The organism is Variovorax sp. YR752 (genome assembly GCF_943372545.1).
Genome location: NZ_CALRZC010000207.1, coordinates 1 through 15,318, shown reverse-complemented (window position 1 = coordinate 15,318; position 15,318 = coordinate 1). Strand labels below are relative to the sequence as shown.

At 68.7% G+C, this 15,318-nt stretch carries 15 protein-coding genes and 1 pseudogene; 3 read left to right on the top strand and 13 right to left on the bottom strand.

The genetic code is table 11. The features are described from left to right. The 11 genes and pseudogenes from AAG801_RS32550 to AAG801_RS32500 form a co-directional block, all read right to left on the bottom strand. Window positions 1-601 (bottom strand): annotated as a pseudogene (locus AAG801_RS32550) (molybdopterin molybdenumtransferase MoeA); the annotation flags it as partial. Window positions 602-750: 149 nt separating this feature from the next. Beyond that, the gene (locus tag AAG801_RS32545) at window positions 751-1,137 is read right to left on the bottom strand and encodes a hypothetical protein (protein WP_101492006.1); all 387 of its coding nucleotides are present in this window, start codon (window positions 1,135-1,137) and stop codon (window positions 751-753) included. Next, complete coding sequence (locus AAG801_RS32540) at window positions 1,134-2,390, bottom strand: formate dehydrogenase subunit gamma (RefSeq protein ID WP_341892120.1); 1,257 nt, start codon at window positions 2,388-2,390, stop codon at window positions 1,134-1,136. The genes AAG801_RS32545 and AAG801_RS32540 overlap by 4 nt, the downstream gene beginning before the upstream one ends. Window positions 2,391-2,402: 12 nt before the next feature. Next, window positions 2,403-2,654, bottom strand: a complete 252-nt coding sequence (locus tag AAG801_RS32535) for a hypothetical protein (protein WP_341892119.1) — start codon at window positions 2,652-2,654, stop codon at window positions 2,403-2,405. Then, window positions 2,651-3,271 (bottom strand): formate dehydrogenase FDH3 subunit beta, encoded by a 621-nt coding sequence (fdh3B, locus tag AAG801_RS32530; protein WP_062470938.1) that lies wholly within the window; start codon window positions 3,269-3,271, stop codon window positions 2,651-2,653. The genes AAG801_RS32535 and fdh3B overlap by 4 nt, the downstream gene beginning before the upstream one ends. Window positions 3,272-3,280: 9 nt before the next feature. Beyond that, window positions 3,281-6,256 carry a formate dehydrogenase subunit alpha gene (locus tag AAG801_RS32525; protein ID WP_341892118.1) on the bottom strand — a complete coding sequence of 992 codons (2,976 nt, stop codon included), beginning with the start codon at window positions 6,254-6,256 and terminating at the stop codon, window positions 3,281-3,283. Between the two features lie 9 nt (window positions 6,257-6,265). After that, window positions 6,266-6,490, bottom strand: coding sequence for a formate dehydrogenase (locus tag AAG801_RS32520; RefSeq protein WP_341892117.1), 225 nt, complete (start codon window positions 6,488-6,490; stop codon window positions 6,266-6,268). 114 nt (window positions 6,491-6,604) lie between these two features. Then, window positions 6,605-7,222: a molecular chaperone TorD family protein gene (locus AAG801_RS32515; RefSeq protein ID WP_341892116.1), complete on the bottom strand. Its 618-nt coding sequence runs from the start codon at window positions 7,220-7,222 to the stop codon at window positions 6,605-6,607. Further along, entirely contained in the window at window positions 7,219-9,297 is a 2,079-nt protein-coding gene (locus tag AAG801_RS32510) for a 4Fe-4S binding protein (RefSeq protein ID WP_341892121.1), read from the bottom strand. The genes AAG801_RS32515 and AAG801_RS32510 overlap by 4 nt, the downstream gene beginning before the upstream one ends. Next, entirely contained in the window at window positions 9,257-9,883 is a 627-nt protein-coding gene (locus AAG801_RS32505) for a DUF3306 domain-containing protein (protein WP_341892115.1), read from the bottom strand. Before AAG801_RS32505 ends, AAG801_RS32510 begins: the two co-directional genes overlap by 41 nt. Beyond that, window positions 9,876-10,466 carry a DUF3305 domain-containing protein gene (locus tag AAG801_RS32500; RefSeq protein ID WP_341892114.1) on the bottom strand — a complete coding sequence of 197 codons (591 nt, stop codon included), beginning with the start codon at window positions 10,464-10,466 and terminating at the stop codon, window positions 9,876-9,878. The genes AAG801_RS32505 and AAG801_RS32500 overlap by 8 nt, the downstream gene beginning before the upstream one ends. A gap of 106 nt (window positions 10,467-10,572) precedes the next feature. On the opposite strand from AAG801_RS32500, the gene AAG801_RS32495 reads away from it, so the two are divergent. Then, the gene (locus AAG801_RS32495) at window positions 10,573-11,589 is read left to right on the top strand and encodes a formate dehydrogenase accessory sulfurtransferase FdhD (RefSeq protein ID WP_341892113.1); all 1,017 of its coding nucleotides are present in this window, start codon (window positions 10,573-10,575) and stop codon (window positions 11,587-11,589) included. On the opposite strand, the gene AAG801_RS32490 is transcribed toward AAG801_RS32495, so the two are convergent. Then, window positions 11,535-12,557 carry an alpha/beta hydrolase gene (locus tag AAG801_RS32490; RefSeq protein ID WP_341892112.1) on the bottom strand — a complete coding sequence of 341 codons (1,023 nt, stop codon included), beginning with the start codon at window positions 12,555-12,557 and terminating at the stop codon, window positions 11,535-11,537. The genes AAG801_RS32495 and AAG801_RS32490 overlap by 55 nt on opposite strands. Before the next feature lie 374 nt (window positions 12,558-12,931). Next, window positions 12,932-13,672, bottom strand: a complete 741-nt coding sequence (locus AAG801_RS32485) for a response regulator (RefSeq protein WP_192195878.1) — start codon at window positions 13,670-13,672, stop codon at window positions 12,932-12,934. 194 nt (window positions 13,673-13,866) lie between these two features. Between AAG801_RS32485 and AAG801_RS32480 the strand changes: the two genes are divergently transcribed. After that, window positions 13,867-14,286, top strand: coding sequence for an organic hydroperoxide resistance protein (locus tag AAG801_RS32480; protein ID WP_192195879.1), 420 nt, complete (start codon window positions 13,867-13,869; stop codon window positions 14,284-14,286). A 48-nt stretch (window positions 14,287-14,334) separates the two neighbouring features. Next, a partial coding sequence (locus tag AAG801_RS32475; protein ID WP_341892111.1) for a HAMP domain-containing protein occupies window positions 14,335-15,318 on the top strand: 984 nt, incomplete at its 3' end.

The window sequence follows — 15,318 nt, the reverse complement described above, 5'->3', positions numbered from 1 at the left end:
CGAGCAGCCGCACGCGAGGCCGGCGCACCACCTGCAACTGCGCCAGGCCCAGCGACGCCGCCAGCCCTGCATCCTGCGGACGCAGCCGGCGGCCCGCGGGCAGCGCCGTGCTGCCGCGCGCGATGTCTTCGCCGATGTGGCCCACATGCTGGCCCGGTGCGACGGCCCGTGTGATGGCCAGGCGCCCGTCCTGCTCGCTCGCGTATTCGGCGGGCACCACGGCGTCGATCCCTTGCGGCACCGGGGCGCCGGTCATGATGCGGACCGCAGCGCCCGCGGGCACCTCGCCCTCGAAAGGCCGGCCGGGCCAGGCGTGGCCCACGATCGGAAATTCCAGCGGGTTGTATTCGCCGGCGCCGGTGGTGTCACCGCCGCGCAGTGCATAGCCGTCCATGGCCGCGCGATCGAATTCGGGCACCGCGATGGGGGCGATCACCTCCTGCAGCAGCACCCGCCCCGTGGCCTCGTCGACCGCCACGGATTCACCGGGCAGCAGGGGCGTATGGGCATCGATCCAGGCGAGGGCGGTGGGCACCTCGGCGCGCTGCGTGAAGCCGCGCATGCGCACATCGGTCGAGGCAGTTCGTTCGGGTGGAGGCATCGGGGCCAGTATAGAAGTTGGATGTGGCCAGCGTTGTCAGGCACAACACCCGGTCGCACGCCGAAAGCGGCCACGCCGGCGCTTGCCGGCGAGCCATTTCAGACTTTCTTTCTTTGGTCGCGCCCGCGCAGGTGCGGTGCGCTGCCGACCTACTTCTTGGGCGCGGGGTTCGTCTGCGCCGAGGTCTGGTTCGAACTCGGCGGCGACGCGGCCGTGGGGGCCGGGGAGTGAGCGCCCGATGCCTCGATGGGCTTGACCTCGGGCTTGGGTGCCGCGGCGTAAGGGCCGGGGTCCACGCAGGGCGGCGTGGCCACTGCGGCCGGTGCCGGCTTGCCCGCGGCCTCGGCGCTGGCGCGGTACTTGGCAGCGACCTGGTCCTGCGACTTGCACAGCAGGTAGCCGTCGGTCTTGGCGCTCCACGCGGTGCGGGCCGCGGTCTCGGCGGCCTTGGCCTGCGCTTCCGGCCCGAGCGGCGGGAGCTTGGCGAACGCGGACGCTGCAGCCAGCGTGCACAGAAGGGTCAACGTGTGCTTCATACAGAAGTTCCTTGCGCCGTCACCGGCCGTGCAGGCTCCGGAGCGCCGGCGGGCTGCGAGCGCTGCGCGGGGATCTTGCCGGCCTCGATGTCGTCGTACCAGAGGCGGTGGTGCTCGCGCGCCCAGGTCTCGTCGACATAGCCTTCGCGCATCGCCTTGTAGGCGCCGGCCATGCCCAGCGTGCCGATGTAGATGTGGCCCATGATCATCGCCATCATGAGCAGCGTGGCCACGGCATGCACCATGTGCGCGACCTGCATCTCGCCGCGCGTGTAGACGAAGCCGGGCAGCAGCTTGTCGAGGAACAGGCCGGAGGCGATGACGATGCTGCCCAGGAACAGCACGCCGCCCCAGAACACCGCCTTCTCGCCCGCGTTGAAGCGGTGCGACGCAGGCTCCTTGCCGCCGAACAGGCCGCCGCCTTGCCGCAGCCAGGTGAAGTCGTCCTTGCTCGGCCAGTTGCTGCGGATGAAGGTGAAGACCATGAACAGCGTGGTCACCACGAACAGCGGCCCGACGAAGTTGTGCACGGTCTTGAGCACGTAGGCGAGCCAGCCGAACAGCGCGCTGCCGAGCACCGGCAGCAGGAAGAACTTGCCGAAGGCCATCACGATGCCCGAGATCGCGAGCGTGACGAAGGCCAGGGCGTTCGACCAGTGCGTGGCGCGCTCGAACGGCGTGAAGCGCTCGATCTTGCGGCCCGTTTCCTCGCCGTGCAGGCGGATCGGTCCGCGCGTGAAATAGAAGATCGCCAGCGCCAGCAGCGTGACGAAGAGCAATGCCGCGCCGTACGGAATGATCCAGTCGTTGCGCACCTGCCGCCAGGCTTCGCCGGCGTTGGTGAAGCGCGAACCCGGGTACTGCACGAAGCGCTGGATCAGGTTGCCGGCCTCGGGCGCCTCGCTCACGGGCAGGCTGCTGTAGCCGGTGACACCGCCGCTCACCTGGCGCCACATCGGCGCGTTGTTGCCGGGCTGCACCTTGTTGCGCTCGCCGTTGGTCTGGTTGAGGTAGTTGGGGTCGGCGCTGGCTTCGGGCTTGACGTCGAAGATGTTCTGGCTGCGGATGCCGCCCTCGGCCTTCGGTGCCGGTGCGGCCGTGGCAGGCGCAGCGGGCGCGGGCGAGGCGGTGACAGCGCCGCTCGCGGCCGGGGCCGGGCTGGCCTCCTGGGCCAGCGCCCCGGCTGCACAGCCCAGGAGCGCGGTCGCCAGCAGCGCGTGGAACGCCTGCCTCGTGCGAATGGTGACGCTCATGCGGCCTCCGGTTCAGTTCGTTCGGGTGTACTCGTTCTGGCCGTTGGAGCGCGTCTTGATCTGCTGCTCCCACGACGCCTTGTCGCCCACCTTCCAGCCGGGCGCGGTGAAGACCGTGCCGGTGTTGGCCTGCGTGCCGGTGCCGCTCCAGGGCACGGCGTCGTACTTGACGCCCTCGGCGTTCGTCTGCGGCTTCTCGCTGCAGGCCGCCAGCAGCATCGCGCCCGAAGCGAGCGCGACGAGCATCACGACCGCGCGCTTCACTTGGTGCCTCCGGTGGGCGGCGTGCCGGCCTGCTGCGAGCCGTAGGCCGTGCCCCAGCCCCAGACTTCGGCGCCCGTGCCGCGGTGCACGACGCGGGTGCGGAAGATGTCGGCCACCACGTCGCCGTCGCCGGCCAGCAGCGCCTTGGTCGAGCACATCTCGGCGCAGGCCGGCAGCTTGCCTTCGGCCAGGCGGTTGCGGCCGTACTTTTCGAACTCGGCTTCGGAGCCGTTGGCTTCGGGGCCGCCGGCGCAGAAGGTGCACTTGTCCATCTTGCCGCGTGCGCCGAAGGTGCCTTGCGACGGGAACTGCGGCGCACCGAAGGGGCAGGCGTACGAGCAGTAGCCGCAGCCGATGCACACGTCCTTGTCGTGCAGCACCACGCCTTCGTCGGTGCGGTAGAAGCATTGCACGGGGCACACCGCCATGCAGGGCGCGTCGGAGCAATGCATGCAGGCCACCGAGATCGATTTTTCGCCGGGCAGGCCGTCATTGAGCGTGACCACGCGGCGGCGGTTCACGCCCCAGGGCACCTCGTTCTCGTTCTTGCAGGCCGTGACGCAGCCGTTGCACTCGATGCAGCGCTCGGAATCGCAGACGAACTTCATTCTTGCCATGGTGATTCCTTATGCTTTCTCGATGTTGCAGACCGTGGTCTTGGTCTCTTGCATCATGGTGACGCTGTCGTAGCCGTAGGTGGTGCCGGTGTTGATGGCCTCGCCGCGCACGATGGGCGCCGCGCCCTTCGGGTAATAGGCCAGCAGGTCTTCACCCTGCCAGCGGCCCGAGAAGTGGAAGGGCATGAACACCGTGTCGGGCCCGACGCGCTCGGTGACGAGGGCCTGCACATTGAGCTTGGCGCCCGTGGGCGTGTGCACCCAGGCGCGCTCGCCGTTGCGGATGTTCTTCTCGGCCGCGACCTTCGGGTTGATCTCGATGAACATCTCTTGCTGCAGCTCGGCCAGCCACGGGTTGGAGCGCGTTTCCTCGCCGCCGCCTTCGTATTCCACGAGCCGGCCCGAGGTCATGATGTACGGGAATTTTTCGGCGATCTTGTCGGCGATGTTCTTCTGCTGCACCGTCTTGTAGAGCGTGGGCAGGCGCCAGAAAGCCATCTTGTCGTCGTGGGTCGGGTACTTGGCGACGAGGTCGGGGCGCGTGCCGTAGAGCGGCTCGCGGTGCTGCGGAATCGCGTCGGGAAAGTTCCACACCACCGCACGCGCCTTGGCATTGCCGAAGGGGTGGCAGCCGTGGTTCTTCATGAACACGCGGATCATGCCGCCCGAGCTGTCGGTCTTCCAGTTCTTGCCTTCGGCCTTGGGCTTCTCGGCCTCGGTGAGTTCGTCCCACCAGCCGAGCTTCTTGAGCAGCAGGTGGTCGAGCTCGGGGTAGCCGGTGGTGATGTCGGCGCCCAGCGAGTAGGAGCCGTCTTCGGCCAGCAGGTTCTTGCCGTTGCGCTCCACGCCGAAGTTCGCGCGGAAGTTGCCGCCGCCGTCCATCACGTGCTTGGACGGGTCGTACAGGTTCGGCGAGCCGGGGTGCTTGAGTTCGGGCGTGCCGTAGCAGGGCCAGGGCAATCCGAAGTAGTCGCCCGAGATGTCGTAGCCGTTGACCTTGTCCTTGACGGAGCCCTTGGCCTTGAGCGTGCGCACGTCGAACGCGGCCATGTTGCGCATGTGCGCCTGCAGCCGCTCGGGGCTCTGGCCCGAGTAGCCGACGGCCCAGCACGACTTGTTGATTTCTCGCAGGATGTCTTCGGGCACGGGCTCGTCCATGCCCTTGACCTTCTGCATCTTGTAGTTCTTGCTGAGCTCCTTGCCGAAGCCCAGCCGGTCGGCGAACTGCTGCATGATCATGTGGTCGGTGCGGCTTTCCCACAGCGGCTCGATGACCTTCTCGCGCCATTGGACCGACCGGTTCGACGCCGTGACCGAGCCGCTGGTTTCGAACTGCGTGCACGCGGGCAGCAGGTACACCGCGCGGTTCGCGTTGGCGTCTTCGGGCCGGCCGGGCATTGCGGCCATGGCGGCCGTGGCCGACGGGTACGGGTCGACCACGACGAGCAGGTCGAGCTTGTCCATGGCCCGCTTCATCTCGAGGCCGCGTGTCTGCGAGTTGGGTGCATGGCCCCAGTAGAAGACGCCGCGCAGGTTCGAGTCCTGGTCGATGAGCTCGTTCTTCTCGAGCACGCCGTCGATCCAGCGCGACACCGTGATGCCGGGCTTGCTCATCATCGCGGGCGATGCGAAGCGGCCCTTGATCCATTCGAAGTCGACGCCCCAGGTGGCGGCGAAGTGCTTCCACGAACCTTCGACCAGGCCGTAGTAGCCCGGCAGCGAGTCGGGGTTGGGGCCGACGTCGGTCGCGCCCTGCACGTTGTCGTGGCCGCGGAAGATGTTGGTGCCGCCGCCCGACTTGCCCACGTTGCCCAGCGCCAGCTGCAGGATGCACGAGGCCCGCACGATGGCGTTGCCGATGCTGTGCTGCGTCTGGCCCATGCACCAGACCACGGTGCCGGGGCGGTGCTCGTGCAGCATCGTCGCGACCTTCAGCACCTGGGCTTCGCTCACGCCGCAGGCCTCTTCGACCTTGTCGGGCGTCCATTTGCTCATGACGTCGGCGCGCACTTCTTCCATGCCGTAGACGCGGTCGTTGATGTAGCGCTTGTCTTCCCAGCCGTTCTTGAAGATGTGGTGCAGGATGCCGAACAGGAACGCGATGTCCGAGCCCGAGCGGATGCGCACGTACTCGTGGGCCTTGGCCGCGGTGCGCGTGAAGCGCGGGTCGACCACGATCATCTTGCAGCCGTTTTCCTTGGCATGCAGCATGTGCAGCATGCTCACGGGGTGTGCCTCGGCCGCGTTCGAGCCGATGTACATCGCAATCTTCGAATTGCGCATGTCGTTGTACGAATTGGTCATGGCGCCGTAGCCCCATGTGTTCGCCACGCCCGCGACCGTGGTCGAGTGGCAGATGCGCGCCTGGTGGTCGCAGTTGTTGCTGCCGAAGAAGCTCACGAACTTGCGCAGCAGGTAGGCCTGCTCGTTGCTGTGCTTGCTCGAGCCGATCCAGTAGATCGCATCGGGCCCGCTGGCCTTGGTGAGGTCCTTGAGCTTGGCGGTGATCTCGTCGAGCGCGGTGTCCCAGCTGATGCGCTCGTACTTGCCGTTGACGAGCTTCATCGGGTAGCGCAGGCGGTATTCACCATGGCCGTGCTCGCGCAGCGCCGCGCCCTTGGCGCAGTGGGCGCCCAGGTTGATGGGCGAGTCGAACACGGGCTCCTGCCGCACCCACACGCCGTTCTCGACCACGGCGTCGGACGCGCAGCCGACCGAGCAGTGCGAGCACACGGTGCGCTTCACCTCGATCTTGCCGGCGCCGATGGCCGTGGGCCTGCCGTCCGCGGCCTTGGCTTTCTGGATCAGCGTGAGCTGGCTGGCCGCCAGGCCCACACCGACGCCGAGGCCGGAGCGCCGCAGGAAGGCGCGGCGGTCCATCGTCGGCAAGGCGTTCGCGAGGCCGCGCCGCAAGCTGTGAACGAAGGGCGAGGTGTCGGAGGCCCGCTGGCTCGCGGTGCCTGGGGATTTTCTGGTCAGAAGCACGGGGTCTCCTCAGGCTGACGTGGTGGCGTAGTAGCGCTTGACGTGTTCGCTCAGGGAATAGCCGCCGCCGTTTTCGGGCGGGGGCGGCAAAGAGGGGACGACGGCGGCGACGGGCGTCTCGGCCATGTTTGGCAGCGACGTGACGGCCACCGCGGCGGCGCCGGCGGTGGCGGCACCGATGAAGAATCCGCGGCGGGAGGCCGGCTTGATGCCGGTGTTTTGGCTGTCCTGCATATTGACTCCAGGAGTGGCTGGGCGCGACGAGAGAGGGGAAACCCGGTCGGCCTTGTGGATACTAGACCAGCAACAAGGTGTGAGCAACCTGAATACCCCTTGCATTCGTTCGCTTCAGTCCAGCATGTCGAAGGCCTGCGCCTCGACATCGCCGAACGCGCGCGTGAAGACGGCAAGGGCCGCGTAGAACCGGGCCTGCGGATGCTGCGACACCGCATCGCAGAGCGCGGGCAGCCAGGGCTGGATGTGTTTGGAGAACAGGGCCTGCTGCTGCGTGAGGTTGGCCACCGCCACGTCCTCGCCGGCGATCAGGTAGCGCATGACCTCGAACAGGCAGGCGATGTGGTCCTCGGTTTCGTAGGTGGTCTCGGTGCGCGCCAGGCCCAGCCGGTCGAGGTCGTTGCGCAGCTGCACGAGCGGCTTGTCGTTGAGAAAACCGCTGAGGTAATGCGAGCCAAACAGCAGCACTTCGGGCTTGCCGATGCCGCCGAAGAGCGCGTCGTATTCCTCGTATGCGGCCGCCGCGCTGGTGTCGCGCGCGATGCCGACCAGCTGGCGCCACGGTTCTTCCAGAAAAGCGCCCGCGGCCGGCGCCTCGGTGGGCGCGACCTGGAAGGCTTCGAGCAACGCGGCATCGGGCGCGGCGTACCAGAGCCGCGCCAGCAGGCCGTAGAGCTCGGCCCGGGCCACCTCCTCGTCGAGTGCGGACGTGGCGGGAAAGGTCTGGCTCATAGCGGGGCGATCTTCACTTCGTTGGTGGCGCTGTACAGGTCGATGACGCGGCAGTCGCTGCACATCTTGAGGCGCTCCAGCGCTTCGCCCTGGAACATCGCATGCCCGGCGAGTTTGCCGAGCATGGCCTCGATGGCTTTCTCTGTGCCGAAGGGTTTGCTGCAGCGGATGCAGGCCCAGGGCTTGGCCTCGTTCAGCAGCACCTGCTGCTTGCGCTCGGGCGCGGCCAGCAGGCGCGGCACGAGCGAGACGGCGTCTTCGGGGCAGGTGATTTCGCACAGGCCGCACTGCACGCAGTTCTTCTCGATGAAACGCAGCTGCGGCGCGCTCTGGCTGTCCAGCAGCGCACCCGACGGGCAGGCGCTGACGCAGGCCAGGCACAGCGTGCACTTGTCCTTGTCGACCGCGATGGCGCCGAGCGGCGATCCGGCCGGCAGCGCGAAAGCCAGCGGGGCCTCGGCGGGCGTCTGCAGGGCCGGCGCCGCGCCCATGAGGTGGTCGAGCGTCATCTCGAGCCGGTCGCGCTTGTCGGCGCCGACGGCGAAGCGCGCCGCGGTGGCCGGCACGCGCTGCGTGGTCGAGCGCAAGCCGGCCAACGCCGCATCCAAAACGGTGGGCGCGTCGGCCTCGATCACGTGGAAGTGCGTGCCGGTGTAGCCCAGACCCAGCAACAGCGCCTGCGCCACGTTCATCTGCTGCTTGAGCGCCGCGAGGTATTGCGGCGCCTCTTCGCCGGTGCACAGCACCGCGACTTGCGAGGCGCCGAAGGAAATCGCGCTGAGCCACAGGTCGATGCCGGTGCTGGCCGCATGAAAGAGGTCGACCGGAATCACGCGCGCCGGCACGCCCTGCGCCTTGCCCAGCTGCGCCTGGCGCCCGAGTTGTTCGAGCAGCGCCTGGCCGCCTTCCTGGCTGTGCAGCAGCAGCGCGGCATCGCGCCCGCCCGCCGTGGCATAGGTGCTGAGCAGCTTGCGCAGCTTCAGGCCCTGGTCGGGCGCACGTGGGTAGGTGTAGCCCAGCGCGCCCGTTGGGCACACCGTGGTGCAGGCGCCGCAGCCGACGCACAGGTTCGGGTTGACCACGATGCGCTGGCGTTGCGGGTCGCTGCTCACGGCGTGGGCCGAGCACACGTCGACGCAGGCATTGCAGCCGACCACTTCGTTGCGGCTGTGCGCGCAGAGCTTCTGCTTGTAGTCGAAGAACTTGGGCTTTTCGAATTCGCCGACCAGCTCGCGCAGGCGCAGCAAGGTCTGCAGGCCCTCGGCCTGCGCGACGCCGCCGGGCAGGTGGAAGTAGCCCTGCGGCGGCGCGTGCCAGTCGATCTGCGGCGCGGTGCTGAGGTCGAGCACGAGGTCGAAGGCCGCGTCGAGGGCCTGGGCCTCGCGGCTGAAATTGATGGCGCCGGCCACGCTGCAGGCGCGCTCGCAGTCGCGGTGCGAGGTGCAGCGCGCGTTGTCGATCTGGTAGTCCAGACCGATGGCCTGCTCGGGGCAGGCGACCACGCAGGCGTTGCAGCGGGTGCACAGGTCGAGGTCGATCGCGTTGTCGCGCGTCCAGCGCAGCGTGAAGGCGCCGAGCCAGCCCTGGAGCGAATCGATGCGCCCGGCAATCACCGGCCAGCGGCGCGCCTGGGCGCCACCGGCGGCACCGGGGCCCTGCGCGAGCAGGGTGACGTCGAGCGTGTCGCCGACCAGCGCCGCCGCGCGCTCGGCGGCATCGAGCGGGCCGATGATCAGCAGGCGGCCCTTGCTGGTGTAGGTCACGGTCGAGACCGGGTCGGGCTCGGGCAGGCTGGCGGCTGCCAGCAGCGCGGCGATCTTCGGCATCGCGCTCTTGGCGTCGCGGCTCCAGCCGCCCGTCTCGCGGATGTTGATGAAGCGGATCGGCGAGGTGGCGTTGGGCGTCTGCGTGGCGAGTTCGCCGAAGAGCCGTTTTTCCTGGGTGCAGGCGACCACGACGTCGTCGCCGGACTGGATGGCGCGCTGGAAAGAGGTCGCCTCGCGGCGGCACAGCGACGAATGCAGCGGGAGGGTTTCAGCCAGTGCCGCGCCGAGCGTCTTCGGCTCGAGCGGCATCGTCTGGTTGCAGTCGCAAATCAGCGTGGTGGTCATCGGTTTCTTGGCTGGCGGGTTGCATTTCGGCAACCGGCGGGCTGGGAAGCGTTGCGGGATCCTGGGACTGTGCCACGTCCGTCGCCTCGGTGGCGTCGGGGGTTTCAGGGGGAATGTCTTCGGCGTCTTCGGGCTCTTCGTCGAAGAGCTTGAGGAATTTGGCGCTGGCCATCTGGCGCAGCACGCTCTCGGGCACAGGGGTGGACTGGGAGTAGTCGTCGACGTAGGTGTCGAGGCCGTCCATCACATTGAAATGCGGATCGGTAAAGAGCTTGCGGAAGGCCGCGTTCTTGACCTCGGGTGCCACCTGCTTCGTGAGGAAGGGCGTGTAGTCGGACTCGATGCCCAGCGCATCGACGTCCGCGAGGGTCAACGGCGGCGCGGCGTCCGGGTCGGCTTCGGGCGGCAGGGGGGCCGGCGCCGCAACGAGGGCTGGCGCCGGAACGGGTTCATCTGTCGGCAACGCCTTCTCTTTTTCTTCCACGACCGTCTCGGCCGCGCGCACCTCCTGCTTGCGGCGCGACCAGCGTCCGAGAAAACCCTCAGACATCGCCCGCACCCCGTCCGCGTTTTTTCTCGGTCGACACGCTCGCGGCGTTGCCGAAACGGTCGACCAGCGACCGGAAGCTCTCGGGCCGCCGGCGGCGCTTGGGCTCGACCACGTAGTGCTCGTCGACGAAGGCGCGCACCCAGTCGACCACCTCGGCGGGGGCCGGCACCTGCTCGACGGTTTCCTGCGCATCGAGCCAGCGCCCGGCCTCGTAGTAGCTCAGCGTGACGACGACCGGGCGCGGAATGGGCTCCGTGGACAGCGTCGCTTCCTCGTCCATGCGCCACAGCACGAACCAGCACGGCGTCGGCGTGATCGCGTTGAGGTGATAGCCCTCGGCCTCGTCGCGGAACAGCTCGACCTTGAAGCCGGGGTGCAGCCACTGCTGCGCGCCGCCGTCGTCGCGCAGCAGGCGCGGTTCGGTGCCGAAGCCGGGCTCGTCGGGCTGCACGCTGTCGAGCGTCCAGCGCCACGGCTGCCAGTGGCTCGACGGGCCATGCAGGCGCTCGCGGCGCATGACCACCGCGACGTCGAGCGTCGGGCGGCCCGTGGGCGCGGTCGCGGGGGTGTCCGAGGAAAGCATGGGCCGAACCATAGCCGATGGCACGCGGGTCTGCGCGCAGTACCCCTCGATCGCCGACGCGCAAACCCGGGCATGCCGCGCCGGCGCGGTGGCGTAGCATTCCTGCATGGCCCCACTTGATGAAGACGAAGCAGACGACGCAGACGGCGCAGAAGAAGAACCGCTGGCCTTCGACGCCGTGGCGCTGCCCCGGCGCGCCGACGCGCCGCGCCTGAACCCGGCGCGCGGTCCGCTGCTGCGCCGCATCGAGATCGTCGACCAGCACGGCGAGCGCCGCGACATCGACATCCCGGCGGAGCGGCCGTTGACCGTCTTCGTCGACAAGCGCGAGCTCGTGACGCTCATGACCCTGGGCGCCGCGCCCGAACTGCTGGTGCTGGGTTACCTGCTCAACCAGAACCTGGTGCAGCGCGCGAGCGACGTCGAGAGCATCGATGTCGACTGGAGCGTGGAGGCGGCCGCCGTGAAGACGCACGCCGGCATCACCAACCTCGCTGAAAAAACCGCGCACCGGGTCGTGACCACGGGCTGCGGGCAAGGCACCGTCTTCGGCGATGCGATGGCCCAGATCGGCGCCGTGCAGCTGCCGACGGCGCAGTCGGCGCGCATCGCGCAGGGCACGCTGCTGCGCATTCTCGAGCTCATGAAATCGCGCCACAGCGTGCACCGGCACGCGGGCTCGGTGCACGGGTGCGCACTGTTCCGCGGCACCGAGATGCTGGTGTTCGTCGAAGACGTCGGGCGGCACAACGCCATCGATTCCATTGCCGGCTGGATGGCAGTGCATGGCATCGACGGCGGCGACAAGGTTTTCTACACCACGGGCCGCCTGACCAGCGAGATGGTGATGAAGTCGGCCCACATGGGCGTGCCGATCATCGTGTCGCGCAACGGCGTCACCGCGATGGGGCACGAGCTGGCCAGCAAGCTCGGCATGACCTTGTTCGGCCGTGCGGCCAACCGCCACTTCCTGTGCTACTGCGGGTTCGAGCGCTTCGACGCCGAGCCGCAGGCGAACGCGCAGGTGCAGGCGCAGGCACTCACTGCCGACTGTGGGGCGCGCGCGGCTTACCCGCGCGCCACGTCGATCACCGCCTTCGCAAACGCCTCGGGCGCTTCCTGAGGCAGGTTGTGGCCGATGCCGCCGCTGACCAGCCGGTGCGCGTAGCGCCCCGAGAACTTCTTCGCATACGCACTGGGCTCCGGATGCGGCGCCCCGTTGGCATCGCCTTCGAGCGTGATGGTGGGCACGCCGATCACCGGTGCCTGGGCGAGCCGGTTCTCGAGCGCCTGGTACTTCGCCTCGCCGTCGGCCAGGCCGAGGCGCCAGCGGTAGTTGTGCACGGTGATCGCCACGTGGTCGGGGTTCTCGAAGGCCACGGCGCTGCGCTCGAAGGTGGCGGCATCGAAGTTCCACTTCGGCGAGGCGAGCTGCCAGATGAGCTTGGCGAAGTCGTGGCGGTTCTTCTCGTAGCCCGCGCGGCCGCGCTCGGTCGCGAAGTAGTACTGGTACCACCACTGCAGCTCGGCCTGCGGTGGCAGCGGCGCCTTGCCGGCCTCCTGGCTGCCGATGAGGTAGCCGCTGACCGACACCAGCGCCTTCACGCGCTCGGGCCACAGCGCGGCCATGATGCACGCGGTGCGCGCGCCCCAGTCGCAGCCGGCCACGGTGGCGGACGGGATCTTCAGTGCGTCCATCAGCGCGATGATGTCGACGGCCACCGCCGACTGCTGCCCGTTGCGCGGCGTGTCCGCCGACAGGAAGCACGTGGTGCCGTAGCCGCGCAGGTACGGAACGATGACGCGAAAGCCCGCCGCGGCCAGCTGCGGTGCAACGTCGACGAACATGTGGATGTCGTAGGGCCAGCCATGCAGAAGGATCACCGGCGCGCCGTCGGCCGGGCCGGCCTCGTAGTAGCCGATGCGCAGGCTGCCGGCTTCGATGCTCTTGAGGGGCTCGAGGCGCCGGGTGCTGCCGGTGCTGGCGGATTGGGCGAAGGCGGGAACGATCGACGTGAGCTGCGTGGCGGCGAGGCCGAGCGCGGCCTTGCCGAGGAACGAACGGCGCAGCAGAACAAGGGATGTGGTCATGGAAATTCCTGGGTTTGGAGGGGGTGACGGCGCGATTGTTCGGCGGGGCGTACGCCTCTTGATCGGCTTGTGTATGCCTCTGTATCCGCGCCGCTTTCGGCCACACTAAATTTCAATCGCAGGCGCGCGCGAGGCCGCCTCAGCGAAACGTGGTGTGTCGATTTCAGGTGGAGATACACAGGCATACGCAATGCCCGTGGCGCGGCGAGAAGGCGGCCAACAATCCGCCCGTCACCCACTCACGCATCGCCCGAAGGACATCCCCATGACGCGCTCCCACGGATTCAAGAAGCTCTGGTTCGCACTGCTGTTCTTCGCGGGCGGTTTCGCGCACGAGGTGCGCAACCCGACCCAGTGCCAGAGCGTGGCGTCGGTCAGTCTCTCGCTTCGACCGCCGAAGCGAGCACGTAGCCTTCGCTGCGCACGGTCTTGATGTAGCGGGGCTCGCGCGCATCGTCGCGCAGGCGCTGGCGCAGCCGGCTCACGAGCAGGTCGATGGAGCGCTCGAAGAGCTCGGCTTCGCGCCCTTGCGTCAGGCTCAGCAACTGGTCGCGGCTGAGCACCTTCTGCGGGTGGTCGAGGAACACGCGCAGCAGCCGGTACTCGGCGCCGCTCAGCGCCACCATCACGCCGGCGTCGTCGATCAGGTGGCGCGCCACCGTGTCGACCTGCCACTCGCCAAACCCCAGCTTCTGCGAGGGCTCGACGGCGCCCATGTTCGGCGGCAGCATGCGCGTGCGCCGCATCACGGCGCGGATGCGCGCCAGCAGCTCGCGCGCGGAAAAGGGCTTGGCCAGGTAGTCGTCGGCGCCCATCTCCAGGCCCAGGATGCGGTCGGCTTCCTCGCTGCGCGCGGTCAGCATGAGGATGGGCGTGGCCTTGTACTTGCCGGTGCGCAGGTCGCGGCACAGCGTGAGCCCGTCTTCGCCGGGCAGCATCAAGTCCAGGATGATCAGGTCGAAGGGGCCCGACGCCTCGAGCGCGGCGCGCATGTGGCGCCCGGTGGGCACCGCGACCACGCGCAAGCCGTTCTTCACCAGGTAGGTGGTCAGCAGTTCGCGGATGTCCCGGTCGTCGTCGACGATGAGGATGTGGTCGGAGGTCTTGGGTGTCATGGCGGGGTGGGCGGTGGCGGCACGGCGCCGCAGCCGCAATGTAGCGTTCCGGCGGCGCGGCAGCAGCGGCCGTTGAAACGTAGTGTGTGGGTTTCCGGCGCAGATACACAGGCATACAGAAGGCGATCCGGCAGGGGGAGGGCGGCCCAACAATCCGTCCGTTTCTCCACCACCCTGCACCCAAGGAACCCCTCATGACCCGCATCGACAAAGTCCTCTACACCGGCAAGACCCGCACCTCCTCGGGAGGCCGCGACGGCGAGGCGCGCAGCTCGGACGGCCGCCTGGACATCAAGCTCTCGTCGCCCGGCAGCGCCGGCACCGGCACCAACCCCGAGCAGCTGTTTGCGGCCGGCTGGTCGGCCTGCTTCATCGGCGCGATGGGCAAGGCGGCCGGCAAGATGAAGGTCGCGCTGCCGCCCGACCTGACTGTCGATGCCGAAGTCGACCTCGGCACCGCGGGCGGCGAATACTTTCTGCAGGCGCGCCTGAACGTGAGCCTGCCGGGCCTGGACCGCGAGGTGGCGCAAGCCCTTACCGAGGCAGCGCACCAGACCTGCCCCTATTCCAAGGCGACCCGAGGCAACATCGACGTTGCCATCCACCTGGTGTGAGCCCGCTGCGCTGACGCATCGCCACGCCGCCTACCGACGAAGGTGTTCATGTCCACTCCCTCGAACCCCGTTGCGAATCCGACCGGACCTGCGCCGCGCTGGCGCCGGCTGCTGCCCGGCTCGCTGTATGCCCGCGTGACGCTGATCATCGTGGTGGGCCTGGCGATCGCGCAGCTGCTGACCTTCGCGGCGATCCGCTACGAGCGGAACATGGCGCTTCGCGAGCTGATGATGATCGGCATCGAGCGCGACATCGCGAGTTCGGTCGCCATCCTCGACCGGCTCCCCGCGGCGGAGCGCGCCGGCTGGCTCGACAAGCTGGCGCGGCGCAACTACCGCTTCGTGCTGGGCGGCCGTGCGCAGGGCGGCGCGCCCGCCTCGGAAGCGTCGCAGCAGTTTGCCGCGGCCATCGTCGATGCGATGCGCCCGTTCCCCGTCGTCAAGGTCGGCGAGGTGGCCTGGCCGCCCGAAGGCCTGCAGATCGAGGTGCGGCTGGGCGACGGGTCGTCCGTGGTCGTGCACGCCATGCGCGTGGGCATGCCGGTGTCGGGCTGGGTGATGTGGCTGCTGGTGGGGCAGCTGCTGGTGCTGGCCGTGTGCGCCTGGGTCGCGGTGCGGCTGGTGACACGGCCGCTCGCGCAGCTGTCCGCCGCGGCCGACCAGCTCGGCCCCGACCTGAAGAGCCGCACGCTGGCGGAAGAAGGGCCCACCGAAGTGGCGCACGCGGCGCGCGCCTTCAACGCCATGCAGCAGCGCATCGCGGGCTACATGGCGGAGCGCGTCGAAATCCTGGCGGCCATCTCGCACGACCTGCAGACGCCCATCACGCGGATGCGCTTGCGCACCGACCTGATGGACGACACGCACGACCGCGAGAAATTCCGCCAGGACCTGGACGCCATGAACGCGCTGGTGCGCGAAGGCGTGACCTATGCGCGCACGCTCCACGGCGCCACCGAGCCGCCGCTGCGCATCGACGCCGATGCGCTGTTCGAGAGCATGGTGGCCGACTACGAAGACGTGGGCCAGCAG